Source organism: Micromonospora matsumotoense (genome assembly GCF_900091525.1).
Classification (GTDB): Bacteria; Actinomycetota; Actinomycetes; order Mycobacteriales; family Micromonosporaceae; genus Micromonospora; species Micromonospora matsumotoensis.
In genome coordinates this window covers 696,936-721,426 of record NZ_FMCU01000001.1, presented here as the reverse complement: position 1 = coordinate 721,426, position 24,491 = coordinate 696,936, and the positions used below count along the sequence as shown (strand labels likewise).

General features: G+C 72.6%; 28 protein-coding genes and 1 pseudogene. 18 read left to right on the top strand and 11 right to left on the bottom strand.

Features of this window, described 5'->3' with window-relative positions; translation table 11 throughout:
• Positions 1–165: 165 nt before the first annotated feature.
• The 4 genes from GA0070216_RS03130 (at position 166) to GA0070216_RS03115 (ending at position 3,126) form a co-directional block, all read left to right on the top strand.
• Entirely contained in the window at positions 166–582 is a 417-nt protein-coding gene (locus GA0070216_RS03130; RefSeq protein ID WP_245722264.1) for a hypothetical protein, read from the top strand.
• 217 nt (positions 583–799) lie between these two features.
• Positions 800–1,069: a hypothetical protein gene (locus GA0070216_RS03125; protein WP_091238365.1), complete on the top strand. Its 270-nt coding sequence runs from the start codon at positions 800–802 to the stop codon at positions 1,067–1,069.
• Positions 1,069–2,106 carry a hypothetical protein gene (locus tag GA0070216_RS03120; protein WP_091238362.1) on the top strand — a complete coding sequence of 346 codons (1,038 nt, stop codon included), beginning with the start codon at positions 1,069–1,071 and terminating at the stop codon, positions 2,104–2,106. Before GA0070216_RS03125 ends, GA0070216_RS03120 begins: the two co-directional genes overlap by 1 nt.
• A gap of 90 nt (positions 2,107–2,196) precedes the next feature.
• Positions 2,197–3,126: an LLM class F420-dependent oxidoreductase gene (locus tag GA0070216_RS03115; protein ID WP_091238358.1), complete on the top strand. Its 930-nt coding sequence runs from the start codon at positions 2,197–2,199 to the stop codon at positions 3,124–3,126.
• A 76-nt stretch (positions 3,127–3,202) separates the two neighbouring features.
• Here the strand turns inward: GA0070216_RS03115 and GA0070216_RS03110 are convergent, their stop codons facing one another.
• Complete coding sequence (locus tag GA0070216_RS03110) at positions 3,203–3,577, bottom strand: hypothetical protein (protein ID WP_091238355.1); 375 nt, start codon at positions 3,575–3,577, stop codon at positions 3,203–3,205.
• Between the two features lie 42 nt (positions 3,578–3,619).
• On the opposite strand from GA0070216_RS03110, the gene GA0070216_RS03105 reads away from it, so the two are divergent.
• On the top strand, positions 3,620–4,378 hold the full coding sequence (locus tag GA0070216_RS03105) for a hypothetical protein (protein WP_091238351.1): 759 nt from the start codon (positions 3,620–3,622) through the stop codon (positions 4,376–4,378).
• Positions 4,375–5,622 carry an FAD-binding protein gene (locus GA0070216_RS03100; protein ID WP_091238347.1) on the top strand — a complete coding sequence of 416 codons (1,248 nt, stop codon included), beginning with the start codon at positions 4,375–4,377 and terminating at the stop codon, positions 5,620–5,622. Before GA0070216_RS03105 ends, GA0070216_RS03100 begins: the two co-directional genes overlap by 4 nt.
• Positions 5,623–5,814: 192 nt before the next feature.
• On the opposite strand, the gene GA0070216_RS03095 is transcribed toward GA0070216_RS03100, so the two are convergent.
• Positions 5,815–6,438: a phosphatase PAP2 family protein gene (locus GA0070216_RS03095; RefSeq protein WP_245722263.1), complete on the bottom strand. Its 624-nt coding sequence runs from the start codon at positions 6,436–6,438 to the stop codon at positions 5,815–5,817.
• 164 nt (positions 6,439–6,602) lie between these two features.
• Here GA0070216_RS03095 and GA0070216_RS03090 point away from each other — a divergent pair, with 164 nt between their 5' ends.
• Positions 6,603–7,466, top strand: a complete 864-nt coding sequence (locus tag GA0070216_RS03090) for an AraC family transcriptional regulator (RefSeq protein ID WP_091238343.1) — start codon at positions 6,603–6,605, stop codon at positions 7,464–7,466.
• A 120-nt stretch (positions 7,467–7,586) separates the two neighbouring features.
• On the opposite strand, the gene GA0070216_RS03085 is transcribed toward GA0070216_RS03090, so the two are convergent.
• From GA0070216_RS03085 to GA0070216_RS03075, 3 genes are all read right to left on the bottom strand, one after another.
• Positions 7,587–8,723, bottom strand: a complete 1,137-nt coding sequence (locus GA0070216_RS03085) for a site-2 protease family protein (protein WP_091238340.1) — start codon at positions 8,721–8,723, stop codon at positions 7,587–7,589.
• A gap of 75 nt (positions 8,724–8,798) precedes the next feature.
• Positions 8,799–9,218: a PIN domain nuclease gene (locus GA0070216_RS03080; protein WP_091238336.1), complete on the bottom strand. Its 420-nt coding sequence runs from the start codon at positions 9,216–9,218 to the stop codon at positions 8,799–8,801.
• Positions 9,215–9,451, bottom strand: a complete 237-nt coding sequence (locus tag GA0070216_RS03075; RefSeq protein WP_245722262.1) for a type II toxin-antitoxin system VapB family antitoxin — start codon at positions 9,449–9,451, stop codon at positions 9,215–9,217. The genes GA0070216_RS03080 and GA0070216_RS03075 overlap by 4 nt, the downstream gene beginning before the upstream one ends.
• A 78-nt stretch (positions 9,452–9,529) precedes the next feature.
• On the opposite strand from GA0070216_RS03075, the gene GA0070216_RS03070 reads away from it, so the two are divergent.
• The 5 genes from GA0070216_RS03070 to GA0070216_RS03050 all read left to right on the top strand — a co-directional run bounded on the left by GA0070216_RS03070 (position 9,530) and on the right by GA0070216_RS03050 (position 15,237).
• Positions 9,530–11,635: a prolyl oligopeptidase family serine peptidase gene (locus GA0070216_RS03070; RefSeq protein ID WP_245722261.1), complete on the top strand. Its 2,106-nt coding sequence runs from the start codon at positions 9,530–9,532 to the stop codon at positions 11,633–11,635.
• A gap of 201 nt (positions 11,636–11,836) precedes the next feature.
• On the top strand, positions 11,837–12,037 hold the full coding sequence (locus GA0070216_RS03065; RefSeq protein ID WP_091238330.1) for a hypothetical protein: 201 nt from the start codon (positions 11,837–11,839) through the stop codon (positions 12,035–12,037).
• Position 12,038: 1 nt separating this feature from the next.
• Complete coding sequence (locus GA0070216_RS03060; RefSeq protein ID WP_091238327.1) at positions 12,039–12,578, top strand: DUF6879 family protein; 540 nt, start codon at positions 12,039–12,041, stop codon at positions 12,576–12,578.
• A gap of 93 nt (positions 12,579–12,671) precedes the next feature.
• Positions 12,672–14,837, top strand: coding sequence for an ATP-binding protein (locus GA0070216_RS03055; RefSeq protein ID WP_176738796.1), 2,166 nt, complete (start codon positions 12,672–12,674; stop codon positions 14,835–14,837).
• The gene (locus GA0070216_RS03050) at positions 14,830–15,237 is read left to right on the top strand and encodes a hypothetical protein (protein WP_091238321.1); all 408 of its coding nucleotides are present in this window, start codon (positions 14,830–14,832) and stop codon (positions 15,235–15,237) included. Before GA0070216_RS03055 ends, GA0070216_RS03050 begins: the two co-directional genes overlap by 8 nt.
• Positions 15,238–15,371: 134 nt before the next feature.
• On the opposite strand, the gene GA0070216_RS03045 is transcribed toward GA0070216_RS03050, so the two are convergent.
• From GA0070216_RS03045 to GA0070216_RS03030, 4 genes and pseudogenes are all read right to left on the bottom strand, one after another.
• The gene (locus tag GA0070216_RS03045) at positions 15,372–16,115 is read right to left on the bottom strand and encodes an NPCBM/NEW2 domain-containing protein (protein WP_176738795.1); all 744 of its coding nucleotides are present in this window, start codon (positions 16,113–16,115) and stop codon (positions 15,372–15,374) included.
• Between the two features lie 240 nt (positions 16,116–16,355).
• Positions 16,356–16,555 (bottom strand): annotated as a pseudogene (locus tag GA0070216_RS03040) (DUF397 domain-containing protein).
• Positions 16,548–16,775 carry a DUF397 domain-containing protein gene (locus GA0070216_RS03035; protein WP_091238315.1) on the bottom strand — a complete coding sequence of 76 codons (228 nt, stop codon included), beginning with the start codon at positions 16,773–16,775 and terminating at the stop codon, positions 16,548–16,550. Before GA0070216_RS03035 ends, GA0070216_RS03040 begins: the two are co-directional and overlap by 8 nt.
• Complete coding sequence (locus tag GA0070216_RS03030) at positions 16,768–17,646, bottom strand: helix-turn-helix domain-containing protein (RefSeq protein WP_176738814.1); 879 nt, start codon at positions 17,644–17,646, stop codon at positions 16,768–16,770. The genes GA0070216_RS03035 and GA0070216_RS03030 overlap by 8 nt, the downstream gene beginning before the upstream one ends.
• Positions 17,647–18,007: 361 nt before the next feature.
• On the opposite strand from GA0070216_RS03030, the gene GA0070216_RS03025 reads away from it, so the two are divergent.
• Both GA0070216_RS03025 and GA0070216_RS03020 read left to right on the top strand, forming a co-directional pair.
• Positions 18,008–18,325 carry a DivIVA domain-containing protein gene (locus tag GA0070216_RS03025; protein WP_091238309.1) on the top strand — a complete coding sequence of 106 codons (318 nt, stop codon included), beginning with the start codon at positions 18,008–18,010 and terminating at the stop codon, positions 18,323–18,325.
• Complete coding sequence (locus tag GA0070216_RS03020) at positions 18,322–18,576, top strand: hypothetical protein (RefSeq protein ID WP_091238959.1); 255 nt, start codon at positions 18,322–18,324, stop codon at positions 18,574–18,576. Before GA0070216_RS03025 ends, GA0070216_RS03020 begins: the two co-directional genes overlap by 4 nt.
• Before the next feature lie 73 nt (positions 18,577–18,649).
• Here the strand turns inward: GA0070216_RS03020 and GA0070216_RS03015 are convergent, their stop codons facing one another.
• Positions 18,650–19,495 (bottom strand): alpha/beta hydrolase, encoded by an 846-nt coding sequence (locus GA0070216_RS03015; RefSeq protein WP_091238956.1) that lies wholly within the window; start codon positions 19,493–19,495, stop codon positions 18,650–18,652.
• 258 nt (positions 19,496–19,753) lie between these two features.
• Between GA0070216_RS03015 and GA0070216_RS03010 the strand changes: the two genes are divergently transcribed.
• From GA0070216_RS03010 to GA0070216_RS02995, 4 genes are all read left to right on the top strand, one after another.
• Positions 19,754–20,713: an ABC transporter ATP-binding protein gene (locus GA0070216_RS03010; protein WP_091238306.1), complete on the top strand. Its 960-nt coding sequence runs from the start codon at positions 19,754–19,756 to the stop codon at positions 20,711–20,713.
• Position 20,714: 1 nt separating this feature from the next.
• A complete protein-coding gene (locus tag GA0070216_RS03005) occupies positions 20,715–21,518 on the top strand; it encodes an ABC transporter permease (protein WP_091238304.1) in 804 nt (267 codons plus the stop codon).
• 98 nt (positions 21,519–21,616) lie between these two features.
• Entirely contained in the window at positions 21,617–22,783 is a 1,167-nt protein-coding gene (locus GA0070216_RS03000; RefSeq protein ID WP_141722998.1) for a sensor histidine kinase, read from the top strand.
• Positions 22,780–23,403, top strand: a complete 624-nt coding sequence (locus GA0070216_RS02995) for a response regulator transcription factor (protein ID WP_091238299.1) — start codon at positions 22,780–22,782, stop codon at positions 23,401–23,403. Before GA0070216_RS03000 ends, GA0070216_RS02995 begins: the two co-directional genes overlap by 4 nt.
• 52 nt (positions 23,404–23,455) lie before the next feature.
• Here the strand turns inward: GA0070216_RS02995 and GA0070216_RS02990 are convergent, their stop codons facing one another.
• Positions 23,456–24,343 (bottom strand): L,D-transpeptidase, encoded by an 888-nt coding sequence (locus GA0070216_RS02990; protein ID WP_091238296.1) that lies wholly within the window; start codon positions 24,341–24,343, stop codon positions 23,456–23,458.
• Positions 24,344–24,491: the final 148 nt, after the last annotated feature.

The window sequence follows — 24,491 nt, the reverse complement described above, 5'->3', positions numbered from 1 at the left end:
GGGACCGCCCCGGGATGGTCCGACCGAGTCTCGCTGATCAGGTCAACCCCGCCCGCACCGGCCCCGACCAGGGCCGCAGTGGCTGCGCCGGGTGTTCCCACGGTGATCGTGAGTACGGGTGCTCATCCGGTGGCCGACCCGGCGGGCGATGATCGGGGTGTGCAGATGACGCGTACCCGTACCCTCCTCGGCGGTGTGCTCCTCGCGGCCGTGACGATCGGCACGTGGGCGGCCTGGCTGGGCTGGGAGAGCGGCTACCGGACGGACCCGCGGACCGGCGCGACCAGCGGGCCGTACGCGGTCTGGCAGGTGGTCGGCGCGGTGCTCACCCTGGTCGTGGTCGCCGCCGTCGCCGGGTGGCTGCTGAGCCCGGTGCTGGTGGCCCCGGTGATGACGGTGGCGTTCACCGCCGCCTGGTCGGGGCACGCGGCGGCGACCGACGACTCCGGGCTCTGGGTGGTGGGGGCGGTCCTGGTGCTGCTCGGCACCGGGGCCGGCAGCACCCTGGTCAGTCTCGGCACCCATCTCACCCGCCGCCACCGCGCCCGCCGACCACACACCGCCGGCCCGGGTGGCGGATAGCCGACAGGACGCCGAGGGGTAGCAGGGGTCATTGTTTACGCAGGTGGATGAGGGTGTGGCCGGGGAGGCGCGGCCCGCCCGTCCGGCCGGTCGGGCGACATCCGTGCCGCCGCCGGCCGCCATCGCCCGGCCCGGACAACGACGTCACCATCGCCGGTCGGAGCGTGCCGTCACCGTCGCGCGTGTCGACCGGGTGAACCAGAGAGGAGGGGCCGCAATGGCCGCTCCCACCGTGACCGCCAGCCTCGACGCGTCGACCTACTCCCCGGGTGACCCGATCACCCTCACCGTCGGCTATGCCGACCCGGATACCCGCCCCGTGACCCTCACCATCGTGCTGACCGACTCCCAGGGCAACAGCAGCGCCCCGGTGCGGGTCACCGCGGTCATCGACCCACTCACCGTCGGCGTCGCCGACGACTCCGGCCGGGCCTGGACGAAGGTCTCGGACACCGGGACGACCGCCGTGTACCGGGTGGTGGCCTGATGCCCCGGGTCACCGTGACGGTGCGCGACTTCGGTGGGCACACCGCCAGCGCGACGGCCGACTACACCGTCGCCCCGCCGGTCCGGGGCGGCTACTACCTGGCCGGCAACGCCGACCCGACAGCGGACCTGGTGGGCGGGAACTTCCGCTCGCTGACCCAGTACCGCAGCCTCGCCGACGGGTACGTCTTCCCCGGCTACGGGATGACCTGGCTGCGCGACCTCGGGCGGGCCGGGGTCGCGCTGAACGTGGTGCTGGAGCTGAAGCACTACGGCACCGGCAACCCCGGCGCGCAGACGTTCACCGTCGACGGGGTGACCTGGACCGTGCCGGCACCGGCGATGACCATCCAGCAGCGCCCTGGCACCACCTGGCCCAGGGCGTACGGGTACGGGCAGGTGCTCGCCGGTCAGTGCGACGGGCTGCTCGCCCGCGCCCTGTCGCAGTACCGGACGATGGGCGTCCCGGTGAACCTGCAACTCGCCTCGGAGCTGGACACCGATCACGAGTTCGGCACCACCGAGTCCGGGGTGTCGTACACCTGGGCCGAGTCGGACGCCCGCGCGGTGCAGGCGCTGACGTACGTGGTGACCTGGTTGCGGGCCCGGGGTCTGCCGGCCGGCACCACCTTCTCGGTCGGTGCGGGCGGCTTCGACCGGGCGGGTTTCCGGCGTACCCATCCGGAGGCGTTGATGTCCCTGCTGGACTTCCTCCAGTGGAACGTCTACGCGACCGACCCCACCCACACCGCGCTGGGGCGGTTCCGCCGCGCCAGGGACTGGGCGGTGGCCGACCTCGGGCCGGTGGCGCTCTCCCGACCGGTGATCGTCGCCGAGTGGGGGGTGCAGGTCGCCGCCTTCCCCGATCAGGCGGCCTGGATCGCCACCGTGCCACCGGCCCTGGCCCGGCTCAACGCGGAGCGGGGACCCCGGATCGTGCGGACGAACTACTTCAACTCGGGTTGGGGCACCCTGTCGCCGAAGGAGGCGGGGGTGGCCGCGCTACGCGCCGCGTACGCGACCAGGCCGTTCGGGTGACCGCCTGCTGATCGGGCGGGGCCGGAGCGGGGCGGGCACCGCGCCGGCCGAGCCTGAGCGGCCGACCGCCCGGCTCCCTATGCTCGGGGAATGGAACTGCGGATCTTCACCGAGCCCCAGCAGGGCGCCACCTACGACCAACTGCTCACCGTGGCCCGCGCCGCCGAGGACGCCGGCTACGGTGCGTTCTTCCGGTCCGACCACTACGTGGCGATGGGTTCGTCCACCGGTGAACCCGGCCCCACCGACGCCTGGACCACCCTGGCCGGGCTGGCCCGGGACACCTCCCGGATCCGGCTCGGCACGCTGGTGACGGCGGCCACCTTCCGGCTGCCCGGCCCGCTCGCCATCACCGTCGCCCAGGTCGACCAGATGAGCGGCGGCCGGGTCGAGCTGGGCATCGGCGCCGGTTGGTTCGCCGAGGAGCACACCGCGTACGGCATCCCGTTCCCGCCGGTGGGTGAGCGCTTCGACCGGCTGGAGGAGCAGCTCGCCGTCATCACCGGACTGTGGGCGACCCCGGCCGGCGAGACGTTCGACTTCGCCGGCAGGTACTACCCGGTCGGCAACTCCCCGGCGCTGCCCAAGCCGGTGCAGCAACCCCGCCCGCCGATCCTGCTCGGCGGCAAGGGACCCAAGCGCACCCCACGCCTGGCCGCCCGGTACGCCGACGAGTTCAACCTGCCCTTCGTCTCGGTCGACGAGACCGTGGCCCAGTTCGGCCGGGTCCGCGCCGCCTGCGCCGAGGTGGGCCGCGACCCGGGCACCCTGCGCTGGTCCAACGCGTTGGTGCTCTGCTGCGGCCGGGACGACGCCGAGGTGGCCCGGCGGGCCGCCGTGCTCGACCGGGAACCGGCCGAGCTGCGGCAGAACGGGGTCGCCGGCACCCCCGCCGAGGTGGTCGACACGATCGGCCGCTACGCCGAGGCGGGCAGCGAACGGATCTACCTCCAGGTGCTCGACCTGGCCGACCTGGACCAGCTGGAACTGGTCGCCGCCGAGGTGATGCCGCAGCTGTGACCCCGACGGGCCCTACCGGCCCGCCCGTCCGGTGGGGCGGGCGGGAGGCCGGGCGACCGGTGGGCGCGGCAGGCGGTCAGCGGTGGCGGGTGATCCCGCCCGGCTCGCGCAGCACCGTGTCCAACCGGCCGTCCCGGTCGCTGTCCAGGTAGGTGATGTCCGGTACGCCGTCGCCGTCCAGGTCGAACTGGACCACGTCGGCGATCCCGTCCCCGTCCAGGTCGGTCACCACCTGCGTCGACCCGTCCAGGTGGTGGGTGACGATCGAGTGCGCCCCGGTCCCCGTCACCGGGGGTGCCGGCGCGGGTCGCGGCTCGGGTGCCGGCGCGGACCGCTGCGGGTACGCCGCCGGCGGGTCGCTCGCCGGGTCCAGGCCGACCCCGGTCGGGTCGATCTCCTCCTCCGACGGATAGACGTCGCCGTGCAGGATGGGGTCGCGGTAGCTGCTCATCGCGCCATGGTTCCCCGTGGACGCCACCGACAACCGTGCCGGATGATGCAGCGGAGCGCGCTCACGGACGGGGGAGACGACGTGGAGCTGCACCGGGAACCGGGCCGACAGGTGCTGCCGGCGGTCTGCGTACTGGCCGGGACGGTGTTGTTGACCACCGGTGGCGGGTTGCTGCGGACGGTGGCCGCGCTCGGTGGCGTCGCGTTGGGCGGGGCGGGGCTGGCCGCCACCCTGCGACCGTTCCGCTTCGTCATCGACGCCGACGGGCTGACCGTACGGCGGCGGGGCCTGCGCCGTCAGCTCCGCTGGGCCGAGCTGGCCCTGGTCGTGCTGGACCGCCCGGCGGTGGGCGTCGGTGGGTTGCGGCTGCTGGTCGTGCCCGTCGACGGTGCCGTCGGGTTGCCGCCCGACGCCCGGGTCGACGGTCGGCCGGCCACCGAACTGCTCGACCTGGCCCACGTCCGGGAGAGGCCGGACGAGATCGCGACGGCGTTGGCCCGGCACGCCGGCGACCGGTTCCGCGACGACCGGGGCACACCGGTCCGGTCCGCTCCTGACTTCTCCGTCAGTCTGCGCGGGTACAGTGCCGACGTGGTCGACATACTGGTGGGACACGCCCGGACGGCGCTCGACTCGGACGACCCGGCGCGTCGGCGGGCGGTGCGCGACGAGCTGGCCGAGGCGATGGCGAACGGCCTGCCGATCGGCCTGCGCGGCTATGACGTGCGCCAGGTGGACGAGGCGTTGGACGCCCTGCACGTGGCGCTGACCGCCACCCCGACCGACGGCGTCGACGCGTGAGCGGGGTCGCGCGTCGCAACTGGGCCGGTAACGTCCACTACGCCGCCCGTGCCTTCCACGAGCCGACCACGCTGGACGAGCTGCGCCGGCTGGTGGCCGGCAGCGACCGGCTCCGGGCGGTCGGCAGCGGCCACTCGTTCAACCGGATCGGCGACACCACCGGCGACCTGGTCTCGCTGGCCGGTCTGCCGCCCACCGTCGAGATCGACCGGGAACGCGGCACGGTGACCGTGGCTGCCGGGCTGCGTTACGGGGACGTGGCGACCCGGCTGCACGAGCAGGGGCTGGCCCTGGCCAACCTCGCCTCGCTGCCGCACATCTCGGTGGCCGGCGCGATCGCCACCGGCACCCACGGCTCCGGCGACGGCAACCGCAACCTGGCCGCCGCCGTGGCCGGGCTGGAAATCGTCACCGCCGACGGGGACGTGCTCACCGCCGACCGGTCCGCCGGCGACCGGTTCGCCGGCATGGTGGTCTCGCTCGGCGCGCTGGGCGTCGTCACCCGGGTCACCCTGGACGTGCTGCCCGCCTTCGACATCCGCCAGTACGTCCACGAGGGCCTACCCGTCGAGGCGTTGGACGCGGCGTTCGCCTCGGCGTACAGCGTCAGCGGGTTCACCTCCTGGCGGTCGGCGGAGATCGACCAGGTCTGGCGCAAGCAGCTCGCCGAGGCCCCACCGCCGGAGCCGGACTGGCTCGGCACCGCCCCGGCCGACCGGCCGGCGCACCCGGTGCCCGGGATGGACCCGGTCAGCTGTACCCCGCAGTTCGGTGAGCCCGGCCCGTGGCACGAGCGGCTGCCGCACTTCCGGCTGGGCTTCATGCCGAGCAGCGGCGACGAGCTGCAGTCCGAATATCACCTCCCCCGGTCGGCCGGGGCCGGGGCGCTGGCCGCGCTGGGCGGGATGCGGGACCGGATCGCCCCCGTGCTGCAGATCTGTGAGCTGCGTACCATCGCCGCCGACGAGCTGTGGCTCAGCCCCCACCAGGGGCGCGACACCCTGGCCGTGCACTTCACCTGGGTCGACGACGCGGCGGCGGTGCAGCCGGTGCTGGCCGAGATCGAGGCCCGGCTGGCCCCGTTCGACCCCCGCCCGCACTGGGGCAAGGTGTTCGACCTCGACCCGGCCGTGGTCGCCGCCACCTTCCCCCGGTACGCCGACTTCGCCGCCCTGCTCACCGAGCTGGACCCGGCCGGGGTGTTCCGCACCGACCTGCTGGACCACTACTTCCCCCGCGCCTGACGCGGTGGGCTGCCGGGGCCGACCGTGCGGCGTGCCCGGGTGGCGGCCGGTTCCCCCGCGCCTGACGGGATAGGCCACCTGCGGCGTGCCGGGTGGCGGCCGGTCCGGGGGTGGGAGTGTCCCGCAGCACCCACCTTCGTCGCGGCACGGGTTCCCCCGGCACCCCGGCAACGACACCGGTCGACGTGCCGCTCAGACGACAGCCGGGTAGCACCCCGCCGCGAGAAGCGCGCCGGTGACCGCACCGGCCACCACCTGGGCGACGGTGTGCGCACCGAGATGCACCCGGGACCAACCGATCAGCGCCACGACCAGCACCCCGACGGCCGCCACGCCGACGGCCGGCGCCGGCCCGACCAGCAGGGCCAGGACGGTGCAGGCGCCGGCGGAGACGGCCGTGTGGGCGCTCATCTTCCACACCTGATTGACGGCGGTGGTGCCGGCCAGCACGACCAGCATCACCGCGATCACGGCGATCAGCGGCCGGGGAGCGCCCAGGACCACGAACAGGACCAGCCCTGCGGCGACCGAGGCGACACCGACCAGCAGGACGCCACGGCGCTGCTCCCGGCGGCTGAGATGATGGTCGGTGACCCGGCCGGTGTGCTTGGCGTAGAGGATCGCCCCGAACGGCACCACGGCGGTGAACAGCGCCGCGAGCGCTCCCCAACCGATCCCGGCGGGGACGGTCCGGGCGGCGACCACCGCGACGACGACGGGCATGGCAGCCGCCCACACGGCGGGCTGGAGTACCTCGGTGACGGCCTGGGCGATCCGCGTCGACGTGCGGGTGACGCCGGGGGCTTGCTCGGTCACGTGGTGCCCTTCCTCGTACTGACGTCGTCGACGGTGCCGGAGATCCGGTGGAGGATCCGGTGACCATGTCACCCGTCCCGGAACCCGATCGCAGCGGGCAGCAGAAGTCGGGTCCGCAGCCCCCCGGCTGCCTAGCGTGGACCACGTAAGCGGAAGGAGAACAGGTGCTGGAGCGGCTGAACGAGGCCCTGGCGCACGTGGAACGGCACCTCGACGAACCGATCGAGGTGGCCGACCTGGCGCGGATCACCCTCACCTCGGAGTACCACTTCCGGCGGATGTTCTCGGCGCTGGCCGGGATGCCCCTGTCGGAGTACGTCCGCCGGCGGCGGCTCACCGTCGCGGCGGCCGAGGTGCTGGCGGGGGACCGGACGTTGCTCGACGTCGCGGTCCGCCACGGGTACGGCTCGACCGAGGCGTTCACCCGGGCGTTCCGGGCGATGCACGGGATCGGGCCGGGTGAGGCACGGCGTACGGGGGCCGTGTTGCACTCCCAGCAGCGGTTGTCCTTCCGACTCGTCGTCGAAGGGAGTGGCAGCATGCGATATCGGATGGTGGAGAAGCCGGCGTTCCGGCTGGTGGGTCGCCGGGCCCGGGTGCCCCTGGTCCATCAGGGGATGAACCCGGCGATCGTGGCGTTCGTCCGGGGCATCCCGGCGGACACGACGGCCCGGATCAAGGCCCTGTCCGACCAGGAGCCCGCCGGCATCGTCAACGTCAGCGACCTGCTCGGCGAGGACCGTTCCGAGGGCGTCGAGCTGGACTACTGGTACGGCGCGGTGACCGGCGCGGACGTGCCGGACGACCTGGAGGCGCTCGACGTGCCGGCAGGGACCTGGGCGGTCTTCGAGACCTCGGGCGAGTTCCCGGCCGCCGTGCAGAACCTGTGGCGGGACGTGTTCACCCAGTGGTTCCCGTCCAACCCGTACCGGAGCCGGCCGGGGCCGGAGATCTCCAGCACCCGGATCTCGGCCGACGGCGCCCACGCCGACGCCGAGCTGTGGATCCCGGTCGAGCGGGTCGGCTAGGGGTTCCGGACGGGTGTCCGACCCGGTTGATCGACTTATCGGAGGCGATGTTGCGGCATCCGGACGCTCCGGACACCGCAACATCGACGATATTGCGCGCCATACGCGGGGCGGGGCAGGTCAGCGGCGTGCGGGGTGGGCGCGCAGGGTGCTGCGTTGGACGGCGCGGCTGATGTCGCTGGGGGAGACGATGCCGACGAGCTGGTCGCCGGTCACCACCAGGGCCCGGCCGTCGGCGCACTCGTTGAGCCGGGGGAGCAGGTCGTTGAGCTGCTCCTCCGGTCGGGCCAGCACCAGGTCGTCGGCCCGGCAGGCCACCTCGGCCAGCGTGGTGGCGGACCGCCGGTCGGCGGGGATGCCGCGTACCCGGTCCAGGGTGACCAGGCCGACCGGCCGACCGTCCTCGGTCAGCGGCAACGCCGTGTGCCGGTAGGCGAAGAGGTAGTGGTCGACGAAGTCGGCGACCGTCATCTCCGCCGAGGCGGTCTGCGGCTGCGGGGTCATCACCTCACCGACCCGGACGCCGGACAGCGCGCTGCCCAGCCGGGCCTGCCGCTCCTCCACCCCGGCCGCCCCGATCAGGAACCAGCCGATCAGCGCCAACCAGATCCCGCCCACCCCGTAGCCGGCCAGGAACTGCCAGATGCCCAGGCCGATCAGCAGCACGCCGAGCACCCAGCCGGCGCGGGCGGCCACCACCGATGCCCTGGCCCGGTCGCCGGTGGCCTTCCAGACGGCGGCGCGCAGCAGCCGGCCACCGTCCAGCGGGGCGGCCGGCAGAATGTTGAAGACCGCCAGCAGCACGTTGATCCCGGCCAGCCAGGACAGCGAGCCGAGCAGCAGCCCCTCCTGCCCGGCCAACGCCAGCAGCACCGCGATCGCACCGAAGAAGACCCCGAGTAGCAGGCTGACCAGCGGGCCGATCCCGGCGATGCGCAGCTCCGCACCCGGGTCGGGGGCCTCGCCGCGCAGCTCGGCGACGCCGCCGAAGAGCCACAGCGTGATCCCCTCGACCTGGAGGCCGTTGCGCTTCGCCACCACCGCGTGGGACACCTCGTGGGCCAGCAGACCGACGAAGAAGACCACCGCCGCCGCCAGCCCGGCCAGCAGGTACGCCCAGCCGGGCCGGTCGGGGTACGCGCGGGGGAACTGGTTTGCCGACAGCAGCCACGCGATCAGCACGAAGATGACCAGGACGCTCCAGTTGACCCCGACGGGTACCCCCGCGATCCGGCCAAGCCGGAAGCTCGCCCTCATGCCCCCGTCATACCCGGCGACGCCGCGCCCATGCCAGGGCGGAAGGTCGCCCTGAGGACGACCGGCCGGGCCTGGTCAGTCCGCCGTACCGGCCGGAGCCACCCAGGTGGTGGGCTGGCCGGTGATGGCGGTGATCATGTCGTAGTCGCCGTCGTAGTGCAGGACCGTCACCCCGTGCCGCTCGGCAGTCGCGGCGATCAACAGGTCGGCCAGGGAGAGCGCGCGGTGGTTGCCCTTGTGCAGGGCCTGCACCTGTACCTCGATCGCGCGGTCCCAGATGTCGTCGGGCATCGGCAGCCAGTCGAAGCCGCGCAACAGCCAGCGGGCCCGCTGCGCGTCGCGTGCGGTGCGGGCGCTGTGCAGCACCTCGACCTCGACCGCGCCGCAGACCGCCAGCAGACCGCGATCGGACAATTCGTCGAGCACCGGCGCGACGGCCGGTTTCGGCCAGCGGGCGAGGGCCGACTTGTCGAGCAGGTAGCGCTCCCGGGTCACGCCGCGTCGGATTCGGTGGATCGGATCGGACCGGTCAGGTCGGGCAGGCCGCCGGTCTTGAGCCAGTCGGCGAACTCGCGTCGCTTCTCCCGGTTGACCGCAGCCTGAAGGGCGGCGTTGACAGTGGCCTTCTTCGTGGTGGTGCCGAAGATCCGGGCCGCTTCGGCGAGCAGTTCGTCATCGACGTCGAGGATGGTGCGGGACATGATCGGCGCCTCCTGGGCAGGTTGCATTCGGATCGATGATATCAAAATTCGGCGCATCTGATATCAGGCTGGGGTGGGTTGACCAGGTCGGGAATAGTGGCAGGGGTGACGCTGATCGATGAGGGCGACGACCCGTACCGCTGGCTGGAGGAGCTGGACGGGGCGGACGCCGCCGGCTGGGTCCGCGAGCGCAACGCGGCGACCGTCGCGGCGCTGACCGGCGACGACGCGTTCGACGCGTGGCAGGCGGAGATCCGGCAGGTGCTCGACGCCGACGATCGCATCCCGTACCCGGGCTGGCGTGGCGACGGGTTCTACTACGGCTTCTGGCGGGACGCGGCGCACCCCCGAGGGCTGTGGCGGCGTACCACGCTGGCGGAGTACCGGCGGCCCGAGCCGGCCTGGGACGTCCTGCTCGACCTCGACGCGCTGGCCGCCGCCGAGGACGAGAACTGGGTCTGGGGCGGGGTGGCGGTGCTCAAACCCGGCCACCGACGCTGCCTGGTGAGCCTGTCCCGGGGCGGCACGGACGCGGTGGTGGTCCGCGAGTACGACCTGGACACCCGCGTCTTCGTCGCCGACGGGTTCACCCTCGACGAGGCCAAGAGCGACGTCACCTGGATCGACGCCGACCGGATCTACGTCGGCACCGACCTCGGCCCCGGCTCGCTGACCACCTCCGGCTACCCGAGGGTGATCCGTCGGTGGCGGCGGGGTACCCCGCTGGCCGAGGCCGAGATCGTGTACGAGGGACAGGTCGACGACGTCTCCGCGTACGCCTCGCACGACCCGACGCCCGGATTCGTGCGCGACTTCGTCGGCCGCAGCCTGGACTTCTACCGGACCCGCAGCTTCCTGCTGACCCCCGACGGCGGGCAGGTCCCGATCCCGGTGCCCGACGACGCCCGGTGGGACGTGCACCGGGAGTGGCTGCTGATCCGGCCGCGCACACCGTGGGAGGTCGCCGGGGTCACCCATCCGGCCGGGGCCCTGCTGGTGGCCCGGTTCGACGACTTCCTCGCCGGGGACCGCGACCTCACCGTGCTGTTCGAGCCCGACGAGCGGACCGCGCTGAGCTACCACGTCTGGACCCGGCACCACCTGATCCTGGCCACCCTGGTCGACGTACGCCGGCGGCTGGAGGTGCTGACCCCCGACGGCCCGGAGCCTCTCGACGGCCCGGAGTCACCCGGTGGTCCGGGGCCCGGCGACGACGCCGGGTCGTCCGGTGGGGTCCGGTGGCGGCGGGAGCCGTTGGCCGGGGTGTCGGCGGACGACGACACCTGGATCGTGGACACCGACCCGGACCTCGGCGACGACTACCTGATCGCCTCGACCGGCTACCTGCGGCCGGCGACGTTGCGGCTGGGGCGGATCGGCGGCGCGGTCGAGATCCTCAAGCAGGAGCCGACGTTCTTCGACGCCACCGGCCTGACCGTGCGCCAGTTCTTCGCCACCTCCGCCGACGGGACCCGGGTGCCCTACTCCGTGGTCGGCGACCCGACGGCGTCCGCCGGGCCCACCCTGCTCACCGGGTACGGCGGGTTCGAGATCTCGCTGACGCCCCACTACGACGGGGTGCTCGGCCGGGCCTGGCTGGCCCGGGGCGGCAGCTACGTGGTGGCGAACATCCGGGGCGGCGGGGAGTACGGCCCGCAGTGGCACCGGGCGGCGCTGCGGGGGAACCGCCCCCGGGCGTACGAGGACTTCGCCGCCGTCGCCGCCGACCTGGTGGCGCGGGGGATCACCACGCCGCAGCGGCTCGGCATCGAGGGCGGCAGCAACGGTGGGCTGCTGATGGGGGCGATGCTGACCCGCTACCCGACGCTGGTCGGCGCGGTGGTGGCGAACGTGCCGTTGCTGGACATGCGCCGCTACCACCAACTGCTCGCCGGGGCCTCCTGGATGGCCGAGTACGGCGACCCGGACGATCCGGCCGACTGGGCCTACCTGCGGGACTATTCGCCGTACCACAACGTGCGGCCCGGGGTGACGTACCCGCCGGTCCTGTTCGTCACCTCGACCCGCGACGACCGGGTGCACCCGGGACATGCCCGCAAGATGGCCGCCCTGCTGCGCGCGCAGGGCCACGACGTGGCGTACTACGAGAACGTCGAGGGCGGGCACGGGGCGGCGAGCAACAACGCGCAGCGGGCGTTCCTGTCGGCGTTGACGTGGCGCTTTCTGTGGCAGCGGCTGGGCGGCCGGTGACCGCTGTGCTGACGGGGCGATCCCTCATATTGCGGGAATAGAGACCATCAGCATCGGCGGGTACGGGATTTCCAAGATGGAGATGAATTAGTTTCCCCGGCATTATTCACGTTTGTCGGCGAGGCGACTCGATGGGGGACTCCTATTGAGTTGCGGTACTCGATTGACTACTATCTGTAGTTGCCGACTTCGGGGGGGACCATGAAACTACGCTTTCTCGCCACGTCCAGCAATTCGGGATCGTGCCCGAGCCTGTACGAGACCGACAACGGTGACATCGTGGTGCAGGGCTACCAGTTGACCGATCCGGAGGCGCTCGCCCAGTTGCGGGACGTGCTGCCCGACGAGACCTTCGTCGTGGTGCCCCGGGCGCTGATGTCCTGGTTCGAGCAGAAAGACTGACATGGGGTCGCTCGTCACCGACCCCGCCACGTTCCAGCGCCTCTTCGAGGACTTCCACCACGCCGCCTTCAAGCTGGAGGTGCGCCGGTCGTACGGCGTGCCGTCCGAGGACGAGCCGTTCCAGGTCTTTCTCGCCGGGGGAGACCCGGGCGTCGCCTGGCTGCGGTCGTGGCTCGATCTGATGCGGGCCGAGACGGCGAAGGGCAAACGGGTGGAGCGGGTGCGGGTCGTCGACGAGCCACCGAGCGACTACCTGCGTTTCGAGCTGTCGGTGACGCCGCACAACATCGCGGCGGGCGAGGACATCCGCTACCTCGCACGCCGCCGGGCCACCGAGCTGGCGCTGCCGCAGTACGACTTCTGGTTGTTCGACTCGCAACTGGTCGCGTTCCTGCACTTCACCGACGACGACCAGTTCGTGGGTTTCAGCACCACCGAAGATCCGGCCGAGGTGTTGAAGCACTGCCAGTGCCGCGACCGGGCCTGGACGAGGGCCCTCCCCTTCTCGGCGCCGCCGACCACCGTCGCGGCAGCGGCCTGACCGGCACCACGATGTTGCGGGGTCGACACGGACTGTCGGACGTCAATGCGATCGGCGCCCTGCCGGCCCGTCGACTCCTGGGTAGACGGTGTCATGAGTGACGACCGGGGTCGGGTGGACAACGACTTTTCCGGCCGCAGTGGGGCGGTGATCCAGGCCGGGCTCATTCAGGGCAACGTGAACCTGCGCACGGTCACGGAGACGCCATTGCCGTCGCCCCGGCAGTTGCCGCCCGCGACCAAGGGGTTCATCGACCGCGAGGTGCACATTCAGCAACTTGATTCGCTGCTCGACGAGGTCGAACTGATCACCGACAAGTCGCAGTTGCCCGTCGTCACCATCTCCACGATCTCGGGCAGCGCCGGGGTGGGCAAGACGGCGCTGGCCGTGCACTGGGCGCACCGGGTACGGCAACGCTTTCCCGACGGCGACCTCTACATCAACCTGCGCGGATATGACGCCGTTCCGCCGCTGACCCCGCACGAGGCCCTCGACGGTTTCCTCCGGGCGATGGACGTGCCCGCCGAGAAGGTGCCGCGCGACCTGCACGACCGCACCGCGCTCTACCGGTCGTTGACCACCGGTCGGCGGATGCTGATCCTGCTCGACAACGCCGCCACTGCCGAGCAGGTGCGGCCACTGCTCCCCGCCGCACCGAGCTGCATGGTGATCATCACGAGCCGCAGCCGGCTGTCGGGGCTGACCGTCCGCGACGGCGCCATCCGGGCGGTGCTGGAGGTGTTGTCGCGCCAGGACGCGATCCGGCTGCTCGGGGTGACGATCGGCACCGAGCGGGTCGACCGGCAACCCGACGTGGTGGCCCGGCTGATCGAACTCTGTTCGTACCTGCCACTCGCCCTACGCATCGTCGCCGACCGTGCCCGGCTCGACGAGGAACGGCCGCTCGCGGAGTTGGTGGAGGAGTTGACCGCCGAGGAGAGCCGCCTCGACGCGCTGGCCGTCGAGGAGGACGACCTGTCGGCCGTCCGGACGGTCTTCTCCTGGTCGTACCAGGCGTTGAGCGCCGAGACGGCGCGGATGTTCCGGCTGGTCGGCCTGCACCCCGGAGCCGACATCGCGCTCGACGCGGCAGCCCGCCTCACCGCGCACGCCCCCTCGGTCGCGCGCCGCCACCTCGATTCGCTGGTCGGACTACACCTGCTCACCCGCAGCGGACCGCACCGGTTCCGTCTGCACGATCTGCTGAGGCTGTACGCGATGGAGCGAGCGACCTTCGACGAGAGCCCGGAGGCCGTCCACGCCGCCCGGGAGCGACTGCTGCGAAGGTATCTGCACCACACCTACGCGGCCTACCGGGCGATCCTTCCGCAGGGCCGCCCCCTGCCCGACGTCGACATCCCACCCGACGCCACGCTCGACGATGCGCTGCGGTGGTGCGAACACGAACGGCTCAACCTGCTCGACGTCATCCGTGCCGCGCCGGAGTGGGGTCATCACCGGCTCGGCTGGCAGATCGCGCTCGCCAGCATGGCCTTCTTCGAGCGCAGGTCCTACTGGAAGGCGTGGATCGACAGCCACCTGGCGGGTCTGGTCTGCGCCCGTCACCTGGGTGACCGTCGTGCCGAAGGGTGGTTGCTGCTCAGCCTCGGCGACGCCTGGTGGGACCGGGGAGACCTCGACGAGGCCGGGCGCTGCTACGCCGGTTCGCTGCACGCGGCACGGGAGGTCGGAGACGCGTGGACCACCGGGTACGCCCTGCGCGGATGCGGCCTGGTGGACGAGGACCGGGGAGACTTCCCCGAGGCGACCCGCTACGCCCAGGAGGCGCTGCGGACCTTCCGGCAGTTGGGCGAGGAACGCGGCACCGGCCTGGCCCTGATGAGTCTCGGCAACGCGCAACGCGGCGCCGGTCGCTTCGCTGAGGCCCTTGTCTCGTACGACGACGCGACGACGGTGTTCGCGCGGCTGGGCAACCGGTGGAGCCAGGGGCTTGTCGCACTCCACCGTGGGCAGACGCTGCTGCACACCGGTGAGCCCGAACAGGCGTTGGCGGCGGTGACCTCGGCCGCCGCGTTGTTCCGCGAACTCGGTGACCGCCGGCATGCCGCGCTGGCCCGCGCGTACGAGGGTGACGCCCACCTCCGGCTCCACCAGCCGCACGCTGCCCGCGAAGCCCTGGCCGATGCGCTGCTGACGCTGCTGGAACTCGACGACCCCCTCGCGGCGGACGTGCAACGACGCCTGGCGGCCATCGACCACGACGACACCTCAACTGACCAGGGGGAGCGGGATGGATGACCCGATTCTCACGGCGATCGCCGTGGCACTGTCGACCCGTGCCGTCGAGGGCCTGACCGATGCGGGAAGGGAGGCCCTCGCGTCGCTGATGCATCTCGTTCGCCGTAAGGCGACCGGCCACCGAGAGCTTCGGGCCTCGCTCGTCGCCGAGCCCACATCTCCGGAGGGCGACGACCGGGCCGTGGAGTTGCGTCGGGCACTGGGCGACGCCGCCGCCCGTGATCCGGACTTCGACCAGGAGCTACGCCGCCGCTGGGCGACCTTCCAGCAGGCGACCGTACGGGCCGACGCGGTGACCAACACGGTGTCGGGCCAGGTCACCGGCCCGGTGGTGCAGGCGCGCGACATCTCCGGCGGGGTGCACGTGGGACTGCCTCCGCAACAGCGCCACCAGCCCTGAACGCCGACGCGGTGACAAGGGCCGGGTGGTCGCTGACCGCGTGTCCTGGCCGGGCATCGGGCCGGGCCCGTGGCCGGAGTCTCGGCACCTCTGCGCCACTCACGTCCGCCGAGGGACGAAGGTGAGCCGGCCGTTCAGCGCGGGGAGGCGGTGAGCATCGCCTTGCCGAAGGCGACGTGGGCGACGTTGGCCTGACGGCCCGAGTTGGCATTCCGTCCGGTGCAGCGGATCTTCAACTGGGTGGTACCGGTGATATTGACCTTGATGTGGGTGGCGGGCCCCAGCTTGGCCACCTTGTTGCTGTCGAGCTGTCCTCCGCTGTCCCGGTAGAAGGCCACGTCGGCGACCAGCCCGGAGGCACCGGGGGTGTTGTCGTCGATGCCCAGCCAGAAGTCGAGGGTCCGCATCCCGGCGACGGGAAAGATGAAGTAGGTGTTGGTGCCGTTGCAGCTGAGTTCGACGCTCCGGTCGTAGGGCTTGTTGCCCATGGTCACCAGCCCTTTGACGTAACCGCCGTTGCGGTCCTCCGCGTCGAGTTCGTCGAGGTAACGCACCGAGGTTTCCTCAGGACTGTCCTCCGGGGTGGGGGTGGGGGTGGGGGTGGGGTCGACCGTGTCGGTGGGCGTGGGGCGTGTCTGATCGCTCGGCCTCTCCGAGATGCCGGAGGTCGGGTCCTCGGAAGCTGGCGGCGGTGGGTACGCGGAAGCGCTCGGCCCGGCCGCTGAGGTGGGTGCGGGATGGTTGGCCTGCGGGAATTCGATATCGAACAGATCACGCCCAAAGCCGAGTGTCGCCACCAAGAGGCTCGCCGCGCCGATGATGACTCCGGCGAGAGCCAGCTTCTGATGATCCTTGACCCAGCCGAAGTAGCGTGACACGGTGCACCTTCCGGGCGGCGAATCTTGACGTGCCCCTCGCCTGTGCAGGTCGGGGCGGCCGATTGTGTGCCGTTCGGGCGGGCGTGTCGAGGTGGGTGTCGCAAAGCTGACGCCATCCGCCCCGCGCATCGCGGCCGGGTGGCGGCGGTCGTGACCACGACAGCAGGGGCTTCCCGCTGGCGGCGGCGGGCACCAGCACCGGACGAGGGGCAGGGAAGCCCGGCCTCTGCGGTGTCCCTCTCAGTGCCGGGGCGACTGCTGCTTGATCCTCGTCAGGAATCGCGTCCACGTTCGGGGCGCGAAGGTGAGAGTGGGGCCGGTCGGGTCCTTCTGTCACGGAGCCCGACGACGCCGGGGATGTTGTCGGCGACCTCGACGCAGTTGCCGCCGTTGTTGCTGCGGGTGGACTTGCGCCACGCAGCGCCGGTCAGGTCAGGCACGGGCGTACTCCCCGGTGGCCTCCGGGTTCAGTGATTCTGCTTTGACGCCGTGGACGAAGGCCGCCCAGGCATCAGGAGTGAAGGCCAGTGCCGGGCCGGTGGGGTCCTTGCTGTCACGGAGTCCGACAACGCTGGGGAGGTTGTTGGCGACCTCGACGCAGTTGCCGCCAGCGTTGCTGCGGGTGGACTTGCGCCAGACGGCATCGGTCAGGTCAGGCACGGGAGTACTCCTCTGCTACTCGCTGGATCAGGCTCATTGACCGGGACTCATTGAGGACACGGCTCGTCATGTCGGCCCAGATGGCGCCATACACGGCCGTCTCGTGCGGCTTGTCCAGGTAGATCGCCCCCGTCGCGGACTCGATGTAGGTCACGGGCGGCTCCACCTCCCTGCCGGTGGCGTCCCGCGGAAACTCCAGCATCGAGAAGCCTCCAGCCGTCATTCCGGCATGTAGTCCGGCAGAAAATTCCATCACTCTCACGGTGACGTTGGGTAGTTCTGCGGCCTTGATGGTCTGATGAAGCTGTTCTGCCATGATCCCCTTGCTGCCCACCGGCCGGCGTAGCACGGCCTCGTTGATTATCACGCTGAGTTGCGGCGGGGAGAACCGGGTGAGCAACGCCTGTCGCTCCACCCGAAGTTGAACGGCCCGCTGATGTGTCTCGTCATCGCTGGTGTCGATCCCGCCGCTGGGGAGTCGGGAGACATGTTCCGCGTAGGCGCGGGTTTGGAGCAGGCCGGGGACCAACTCCGACTCGTACTGGCGGATGTGTGAGGCCGCCGATTCCAGTCCGATGTAGAGCTGGAACCACCGGGGCAGGCCGGAGCCGACGTAGTCGTGCCACCAGTTCTTGTTCTCACGGGTGGCCGCCGTCATGGCCAGGAGCAACTCGCTGTCCGCGGTAGAGGCACCGTAGAGGTCGAGCATCTGCTGCACGTCGGCCTGCCGGTAGCGGACGTGTTCGGCACCGTTCTCGATCCGGTGCAGGGTTGCCCGTGCCCGGTCCATGCGTTCGGCGGCCTGTTCCATGGTCAGCCCGGCCGCCCGGCGCAACGACTCGAACTTCCGCCCGATCTGGCGTCGCAGCATGGTCGTCCCGGTCACTGATTGTGACAACGTCGTCCTCCCGGCTCGGCTGGCCTGGACACCTGGCCGTCCAATTTCGACGACCGCTTGTCTCTGCAGTAATGGACACATTACACACGGTGCTCATCCATGGCTACGAGTCTGGTCGCGCAACGCAATTGAGACGTTGCAATCAGTTGCCTGCGGTGTTTGACTGCTTCGGCGGTCGCTGGGAGTTATCGCTGCTCAGTGGCCATGTGGGCCCTGCTGTCGTACTGCTGCGTGGAGGCTGCGGCGGTGGGTGCCGGGGTGGGTCCGCCGGTGCGCGGCGGGTCGGTGGGCCCACCCCTCCACAGGTCAATCTCGAGGAGAGGCAGGTCCTGTCATGCGCGACTTCTTCCGCCGCCGGGTTGCAGGCGGCCGGCGACCGGTGCAGGCGTCGGCCGAGCGCCATTCGGCCGTACCCCCTCGGTTGTTGCCGTGGCAGGTGCGGGAGCGGCGGTTCCGGCCGGCGCGGTTCGGGCGGCGCGGGCTCGACCCGCAGGAGGTGCGGGAGTTCCTCGACCAGGTCGCCGCTGAGCTGACCGCCGCCTACGACGCGCTGCGGCAGAGCCGGCGGGAGGCCGGCCGGGTCAGGATCGCGCTGTGCCAGCTGCAAGCCGAGCGGGCGCACGGCCGCAACGGGCGGGAGTGGGACCGGTGACCGGGCGCTTCGTCATCCACCTGCCGGTGGTGGCCAACGACCTGCTCTCCGCGCAACGGTTGGCCCGGGTGGTGGCGCACTGGACGCACGTCCTGCCGCAGACCGACCCGGGTGGCACCACCGTCTCCGCCGAGGACGACCAGAACGCCCGCCACTGGGTGTTCTGTGACCGGCTGCTCTCCGGTGGTCGGCGCTGCCTGCTCCGCCCCGACCACGACGGCGAGTGCTCCCGGCGGCGCGGGTGGCGGTGAGCGGGCATCCGGTGAGGGCAGCGCCGCGCGTCCGGGCCGACCGACCGACCGTGACGCCACGATGCCGTCCGGCTCACCGGCGGGGGGCGTTGCCCGCCGTCGCCGGGGCCTGCGTCATCCGCACCGCCCAGTCCAGGGCGTAGTCGGCGACCGCCCCCCAGCCCGGCTCACCCACCGTGAAGTGGGAGCGGCCGGGGAACTCGTGGTACGCGGTCACCGCCCGCGACTTCTGATAGAGCCCGGCGTTCGCCTTGACCAGCGACGGCGGGGACACGTGGTCCTCGCCACCGGCGATCAGCAGCAACGGTGGCCGGTCGTTGCGGCCGGTGTCGACGGTCGCGGCGGAGTGCGGGTCGAGGTTGGCGAACGCCCCCTCGAAGAGCACGTGACCGGCGGCGGGGACGGCGTAGCGCCGCCAGGCCCGGTCGGAGTCGTCCGGCTGGAGGGTGTTGCCGAAGGCGTAGCGGAACTCGTCCGGGCTGATCTGCACCCCCCGGTGCCGGTTGACCGGGCTGTGCAGCACCGGGTACGACGCCCGTAGCGTGCTGATCGGCAGCCGGAGCACCCCCTTGACCGGGGCGGACGCGACCGCCACGGTGGCCGCGCCGAGGCCCCGGTCGGCCAGCACCTGGGCGACCAGGCCGCCGAACGAGTGGCCGATCACGATCGGGGGGCCGGGCAGCTCGCGGAGCACCGCCGCGTAGTGGTCGATCACCTGACGCAGGGTGGTGCCGGCGATCGTTCCCGGGTCGGCGCGCAGCGCGGTCACCTCCCGGTCGAAGCCCGGCCAGGCCGGGGCGAGCACCCGGAACCCGCGTGCGGCGTACCGCTCGGCCCACCCCTCCCAACTACGTGGTGTCATCCACAGCCCGTGCACGAGCACCACCGTGTCGACCCGCCCGCCCGACGTGTTCCCCATGCCGTCCTCCCCGACCTCACCCACCCCCAACCCCGGCCGCATACCCACCTTCCACCCCCCGATGCCCCGGTCCGCCGGTGCTCGCCCGCGCCCGGGTTCGGCCCACCGGGCTGCGCGCGATCGGCGGTCCGATCGACGGCGCGAGAGCAGGGGAGGGGCGGGGAGAGGGAGCGGGCGGGGAAGGACTGACATTTGTCATGGGTGGGAGGTGACGGGAGGGCCGGGAACGGACCGGGCAACGGGCGCACGATTTCCCGTATGACCAGTGCTTGTCCGGCCGTCGAGTTGCGCGGCCTGCGGAAGAGCTTCGGCGCGGTGACCGCCGTCGACGGGCTCGATCTGACCATCCACCCGGGCGAGGTGGTGGCCTTTCTCGGCCCCAACGGCGCCGGCAAGACCACCACGATCGACATGCTGCTCGGCCTGGCCCGTCCGGACGCCGGGGAGGTCCGGCTGCTCGGCGGCACCCCCGCCGAGGCCGTCCGCTACGGCCGGGTCGCCGCCGTCATGCAGAGCGGCGGCCTGCTCAAGGATCTGACCGTCGCCGAGACGGTCCGGCTGACCGCGTCCTTCTTCGGCCGGACCCGACCGGTCGCCGAGGTGCTCACCCGGGCCGGGATCGCCGACCTGGCCGACCGGCTCGTCGGCAAGTGCTCCGGCGGTCAGCAGCAACGGCTGCGGTTCGCGCTGGCCCTGCTGCCCGACCCGGACGTGATGGTCCTCGACGAGCCGACCACCGGCATGGACGTCGAGGGGCGACGCGACTTCTGGCAGGCGATCCGGGCCGACGCCCGGTCCGGCCGGACGGTCGTCTTCGCCACCCACTACCTCGACGAGGCCGACGCGTACGCCGACCGGATCGTGCTGGTCCGGCAGGGCCGGGTGGTCGCCGACGGCACCACCGCCGAGATCAAGAACCTGGCGGCGGGCCGGATCGTCCGGGCCACCCTGCCCGGGGCCGACCAGGCCGGCCTGGCCGCGCTGCCCGGCGTCGACACCGTCGAGGTACGCGGCGACGCCGTGCTGATCCGCACCGGCGACTCGGACGCCGTCGCCCGGCACCTGCTCACCCGCACCGCGGCCCGGGACCTGGAGATCACCTCCCGCAACCTCGAGGACGCCTTCCTGGCCCTGACGGCCGACGCCTCCGCCGACGTCGCCCCGACCACCGTGCCGGCCCGCGTCGCCGCGACCGCCGCCCCCACCGCTGGAGCCTGAGATGACCACCTCATCCCTGACCACCCCCACCGGCACCGCCACGGCGGACCGCCGGCCGCCGGCCCTCGGCGGGTTCTCCCCGGCGGTGTTGCTGATCGAGATGCGCCGGGTGCTGCGCAACCGGCGGACCCTGCTGTTCACCATGGTCATGCCGGCGGTCTTCTTCCTGCTGTTCGGCCTCCCGCAGCGCGGCGAGACGCTGCCCAACGGCCGGCAGGTGCTCGCCTGGATCATGGTCAGCCTCGCCGTCTACGGCGCGATGGTCGCCACCACCAGCGCGGGCGCGGCGGTCGCCACCGAACGCGCCCTGGGCTGGAGCCGTCAGCTCCGGCTGACCCCGCTGCGCCCGGCCGCCTACGTCGCGACGAAGGTCGCCACCGCGATGGTCCTCGGACTGGCCGCGGTGGTGATCGAGTTCGCCGTCGGCGCCACCGCCGGGGTACGGCTGCCGGCGCACGTCTGGCTGCTGGCCGGACTGGCGGCCTGGCTCGGCTCGCTGGTCTTCGCCGCGTTGGGACTGCTCATCGGCTACCTCGGCCCGGCGGAGAACGTCATGCAGTTCATGGGGCCGGTGCTCGCCCTGCTCGCCATGTTCGGCGGCCTGTTCCTGCCGGTGGAGACGCTGCCCGACGTGTTGCAGCGGCTCGCCCAGTTCACCCCGGTGTGGGGGGTGGGTCAGTTGGCCCGCGCGCCGCTGACCGGTGACCCGGTGACCCTCGGGGTGCTCGCCAACGTCCTCGGCTGGACGGCGGTCTTCGCCCTCGGTGCGGCCCGGCTGTTCCGCCGGGACACCCAACGGGTCTGAGCGGCGGTCCGGCTGTTCCGCCGGGACACCCAACGGCCTGAGTGGCGGTCCGGCCGACCGGGCCGGTGCACCGATCGACGGAGACTAGCGTGTACCCGATGGATCTCCCGTTCGACAGGCCTTCCCCGGTGACCCGCCGCTGGCGGGTCACCGGGTGGCTGCTCGCCGGGGTGTGGCTGTTCTTCCTCAACATTCCGCTGTTCACCGCCGTGCACCAGGCGCAGCCCTGGCGGCAGGCGGTGGGCGTGGCCACCCTGGTCGTCTTCGGCGTGCTCTACCTGCTGATCTTCCAGTGGGCGCGTGGCCTGCGACAGACGCACCGACCGATCCCGGTCGGCCGGGCCCGGGCGTCCGTGGGGCTGCTGCTCGGGCTCGGCCTGGCCGGCATCCCCGGCACCGAGGGGGACTGGCTGACCACGCTGGTCTTCGTCGCGGCGGCGGCCGTGTTCCTGCTGCCCCCGGTGGACGCCCTGGTGGTGGTGGTGCTCGCCGCCTCGACCCCGCCGGTCACCGCCGCGCTGGTGCCCGGCTGGGAGGCGGAGAGCACGGTCGTCTTCGCGGTGCTGCTCGCCTCGTTCGCGATGTTCGGCGTGAGCCGGCTGGCACAGCGCAACGGTGAGCTGCGGGCCGCCCAGGCCGAGATCGGTCGGCTCGCCGTCGCCGAGGAACGCGCCCGCACCGCCCGCGACCTGCACGACATTCTCGGGCACTCGCTGACCGTGGTGGCGGTCAAGGCGGAGCTGGCGGGGCGGCTGCTGGCGCTGGACCCGGCCCGCGCCGCCGCCGAGATCGCCGACGTCGAGCGGCTGGCCCGGGAGGCGCTGGCCGACGTGCGGCGCACCGTCGGGGCGTACCGGGAGATCAGCCTGCGCGGCGAACTGGCCGGGGCCCGGTCGGCGCTGGCCGCCGCGGGCATCGTCGGTGACCTGCCGGACGATCCGCCGGCACTGCCGGCGGCGCGGGAGGAACTGTTCGGCTGGGCGGTCCGGGAGGGAGCGACCAACGTGGTACGGCACAGTGGCGCGCGACGGTGCGTGATCCGGGTCCACCCGGACCGGGTGGAGATCGCCGACGACGGGCGGGGACCGGCCGGGTCGGACGGTGCCACCGGGTGGGAGCCGGCCGACGGGGACGGCGCCGACGGGCACGGGCTGCTGGGGCTGCGGGAACGCACCCGGCGGCTCGACGGCACCGTGACGGTCGGCCGGCGGCCGGACGGTACCGGGTTCCTGCTCCGGGTCACCGTCCCGGTGGGGCAGCGGTGAGCGACCCGATCCGGCTGCTGCTCGCCGACGACCAGGCGCTGGTCCGGGGGGCGCTCGCCGCGCTGCTGTCGTTGGAGCCGGATCTCGACGTGGTGGCCGAGGTGGGCCGGGGTGACGAGGTGGTGGACGCGGCCCGCCGCACCGGTCCGGACGTGGCGCTGCTCGACGTGGAGATGCCGGGGCTGGACGGGATCGCCGCCACCGCCGCGCTGCGGGCCGCGCTGCCCGGCTGCCGGGTGCTGGTGGTGACCACCTTCGGTCGCCCCGGCTACCTGCGTCGGGCGATGGAGGCCGGGGCGGGCGGCTTCGTGGTCAAGGACACCCCGGCCCGGCAACTCGCCGACGCGGTCCGCCGGGTGCACGCCGGGCTGCGGGTGGTCGATCCGACGCTCGCGGCGGAGACCCTCGCCGCCGGGGCCAGCCCGTTGACCGAGCGGGAGACCGAGGTGCTGCGGGCGGCCCGGGGCGGCGGCACGGTGGCCGACCTGGCGGCGACGCTGCACCTGTCCGAGGGGACGGTCCGCAACCACCTCTCGGCGGCGATCGGCAAGACCGGCGCCCGCAACCGGGCCACCGCCGTCCGCCTTGCCGAACAGAACGGCTGGCTGCTCGGCGACTGACCGCCGGGCCGGGCCCGGGGCGGCGCTGCCGGTGCCGTGGCGGTGCGCCGGCTCAGGAGGCGGGGAGGGCGTCGACGACGACCAGTTCGGTGCCGGGGCGGACCTCGTCGAGGAGGGTCTGCTGGGCGGTGCGGGTCAGCCGGATACAGCCGTTGGTGACGTTCTCGCCGAGGGTGTCGTCGTCCTGCCAGGTGTGCAGGCCGATGTGCGCGCCCTTGAGGCCGGTGGGCACCGCGTCCAGGTCGTCGGGGATCGCGCCGAGGGCGAAGACGTCCACCCCGCCGTAGACCGGCTCGGGTGGGGGCGTGGTGCCGAGGATGAAGGTCCGGCCGAGCGGGGTCTCCTGGCCGGGCAGGCCGAGGCTGACCGGCCAGGTGTGCTGCGGGCTGCCGTGCCGGTACCAGGTGAGCCGGTGGGTCCGCCGCTGCACCACGAGTTGGTCACGCAGGGCCACCGGGGTCCAGCCGCCCGCCGGCAGCCAGGCCAGTCGGCGGCTCGCCGAGGGCAGCAGGACCGCCGTCCAGCCGGTCCGGCGTTCCACCACCGGCATGGTCAGCTCGACACCGTTGATGGTGGGGGCGAGCAGGGCGCGGGGGCGTCCGCCGGGTGCGTCGTACGCGGCGATGTGCCGGGTCGGGGTGAGCCCCTCGGTCAACGGGGTCACGTCGAGCGGGCGCGGGTCGGCCGGGAAGCCGGCGGGTGCCGGGTCGTAGTCGATCACCGGCAGCCCGGCGGGGGCCGGTGCGGCGGGCGGCACGGTCTCGTCCTCGGCCGGGGCGGCGGTCGCGGTCGGTGGCGGGGCGGCCCGGCGGGTCGGTGCGGGTGCGTCGTACCGCAGCGCCGCGCCGACCAGCAGGGCCAGCACCAGCAGCGCCGGTACGCCGACGACGGCGGCGAGCGGACCCCGCCCCCACCGGTCAATCATTCGGTCAAACAGCACAAAGCAAGGCTAACGGGTGCAGAGCTTCCGATCGGCGTGAATCGTCCGGACGGGGTGGCCCGACGGGGCGGTGCCGGTCAGCGGATGGACGGCCGTCGCTGCGCCGGGCGCTGTCGACGCGGTGCGCCGGGGGCTACACGTGCGCCGG

Bases quoted from the DNA above. Each gene is read 5' to 3' on its own strand.
- GA0070216_RS03030 (WP_176738814.1), bottom strand. From the start codon at position 17,646: ATGCTGCGACGCCAGATCGGGCGGAAGTTCGAGTCGTTGCGCCGGGCG.
- GA0070216_RS03065 (WP_091238330.1), top strand. From the start codon at position 11,837: ATGAAACTACGCTTTCTCGCCACGTCCAGCAATTCGGGATCGTGCCCG.
- GA0070216_RS03075 (WP_245722262.1), bottom strand. From the start codon at position 9,451: ATGCAACCTGCCCAGGAGGCGCCGATCATGTCCCGCACCATCCTCGAC.
- GA0070216_RS03085 (WP_091238340.1), bottom strand. From the start codon at position 8,723: ATGAGGGCGAGCTTCCGGCTTGGCCGGATCGCGGGGGTACCCGTCGGG.
- GA0070216_RS03000 (WP_141722998.1), top strand. From the start codon at position 21,617: ATGGATCTCCCGTTCGACAGGCCTTCCCCGGTGACCCGCCGCTGGCGG.
- GA0070216_RS03005 (WP_091238304.1), top strand. From the start codon at position 20,715: ATGACCACCTCATCCCTGACCACCCCCACCGGCACCGCCACGGCGGAC.
- GA0070216_RS03120 (WP_091238362.1), top strand. From the start codon at position 1,069: ATGCCCCGGGTCACCGTGACGGTGCGCGACTTCGGTGGGCACACCGCC.
- GA0070216_RS03105 (WP_091238351.1), top strand. From the start codon at position 3,620: ATGATGCAGCGGAGCGCGCTCACGGACGGGGGAGACGACGTGGAGCTG.
- GA0070216_RS03010 (WP_091238306.1), top strand. From the start codon at position 19,754: ATGACCAGTGCTTGTCCGGCCGTCGAGTTGCGCGGCCTGCGGAAGAGC.
- GA0070216_RS03115 (WP_091238358.1), top strand. From the start codon at position 2,197: ATGGAACTGCGGATCTTCACCGAGCCCCAGCAGGGCGCCACCTACGAC.
- GA0070216_RS03025 (WP_091238309.1), top strand. From the start codon at position 18,008: ATGCGCGACTTCTTCCGCCGCCGGGTTGCAGGCGGCCGGCGACCGGTG.
- GA0070216_RS03015 (WP_091238956.1), bottom strand. From the start codon at position 19,495: ATGGGGAACACGTCGGGCGGGCGGGTCGACACGGTGGTGCTCGTGCAC.
- GA0070216_RS03055 (WP_176738796.1), top strand. From the start codon at position 12,672: ATGAGTGACGACCGGGGTCGGGTGGACAACGACTTTTCCGGCCGCAGT.
- GA0070216_RS03130 (WP_245722264.1), top strand. From the start codon at position 166: ATGACGCGTACCCGTACCCTCCTCGGCGGTGTGCTCCTCGCGGCCGTG.
- GA0070216_RS03060 (WP_091238327.1), top strand. From the start codon at position 12,039: ATGGGGTCGCTCGTCACCGACCCCGCCACGTTCCAGCGCCTCTTCGAG.
- GA0070216_RS03125 (WP_091238365.1), top strand. From the start codon at position 800: ATGGCCGCTCCCACCGTGACCGCCAGCCTCGACGCGTCGACCTACTCC.
- GA0070216_RS03110 (WP_091238355.1), bottom strand. From the start codon at position 3,577: ATGAGCAGCTACCGCGACCCCATCCTGCACGGCGACGTCTATCCGTCG.
- GA0070216_RS03050 (WP_091238321.1), top strand. From the start codon at position 14,830: ATGGATGACCCGATTCTCACGGCGATCGCCGTGGCACTGTCGACCCGT.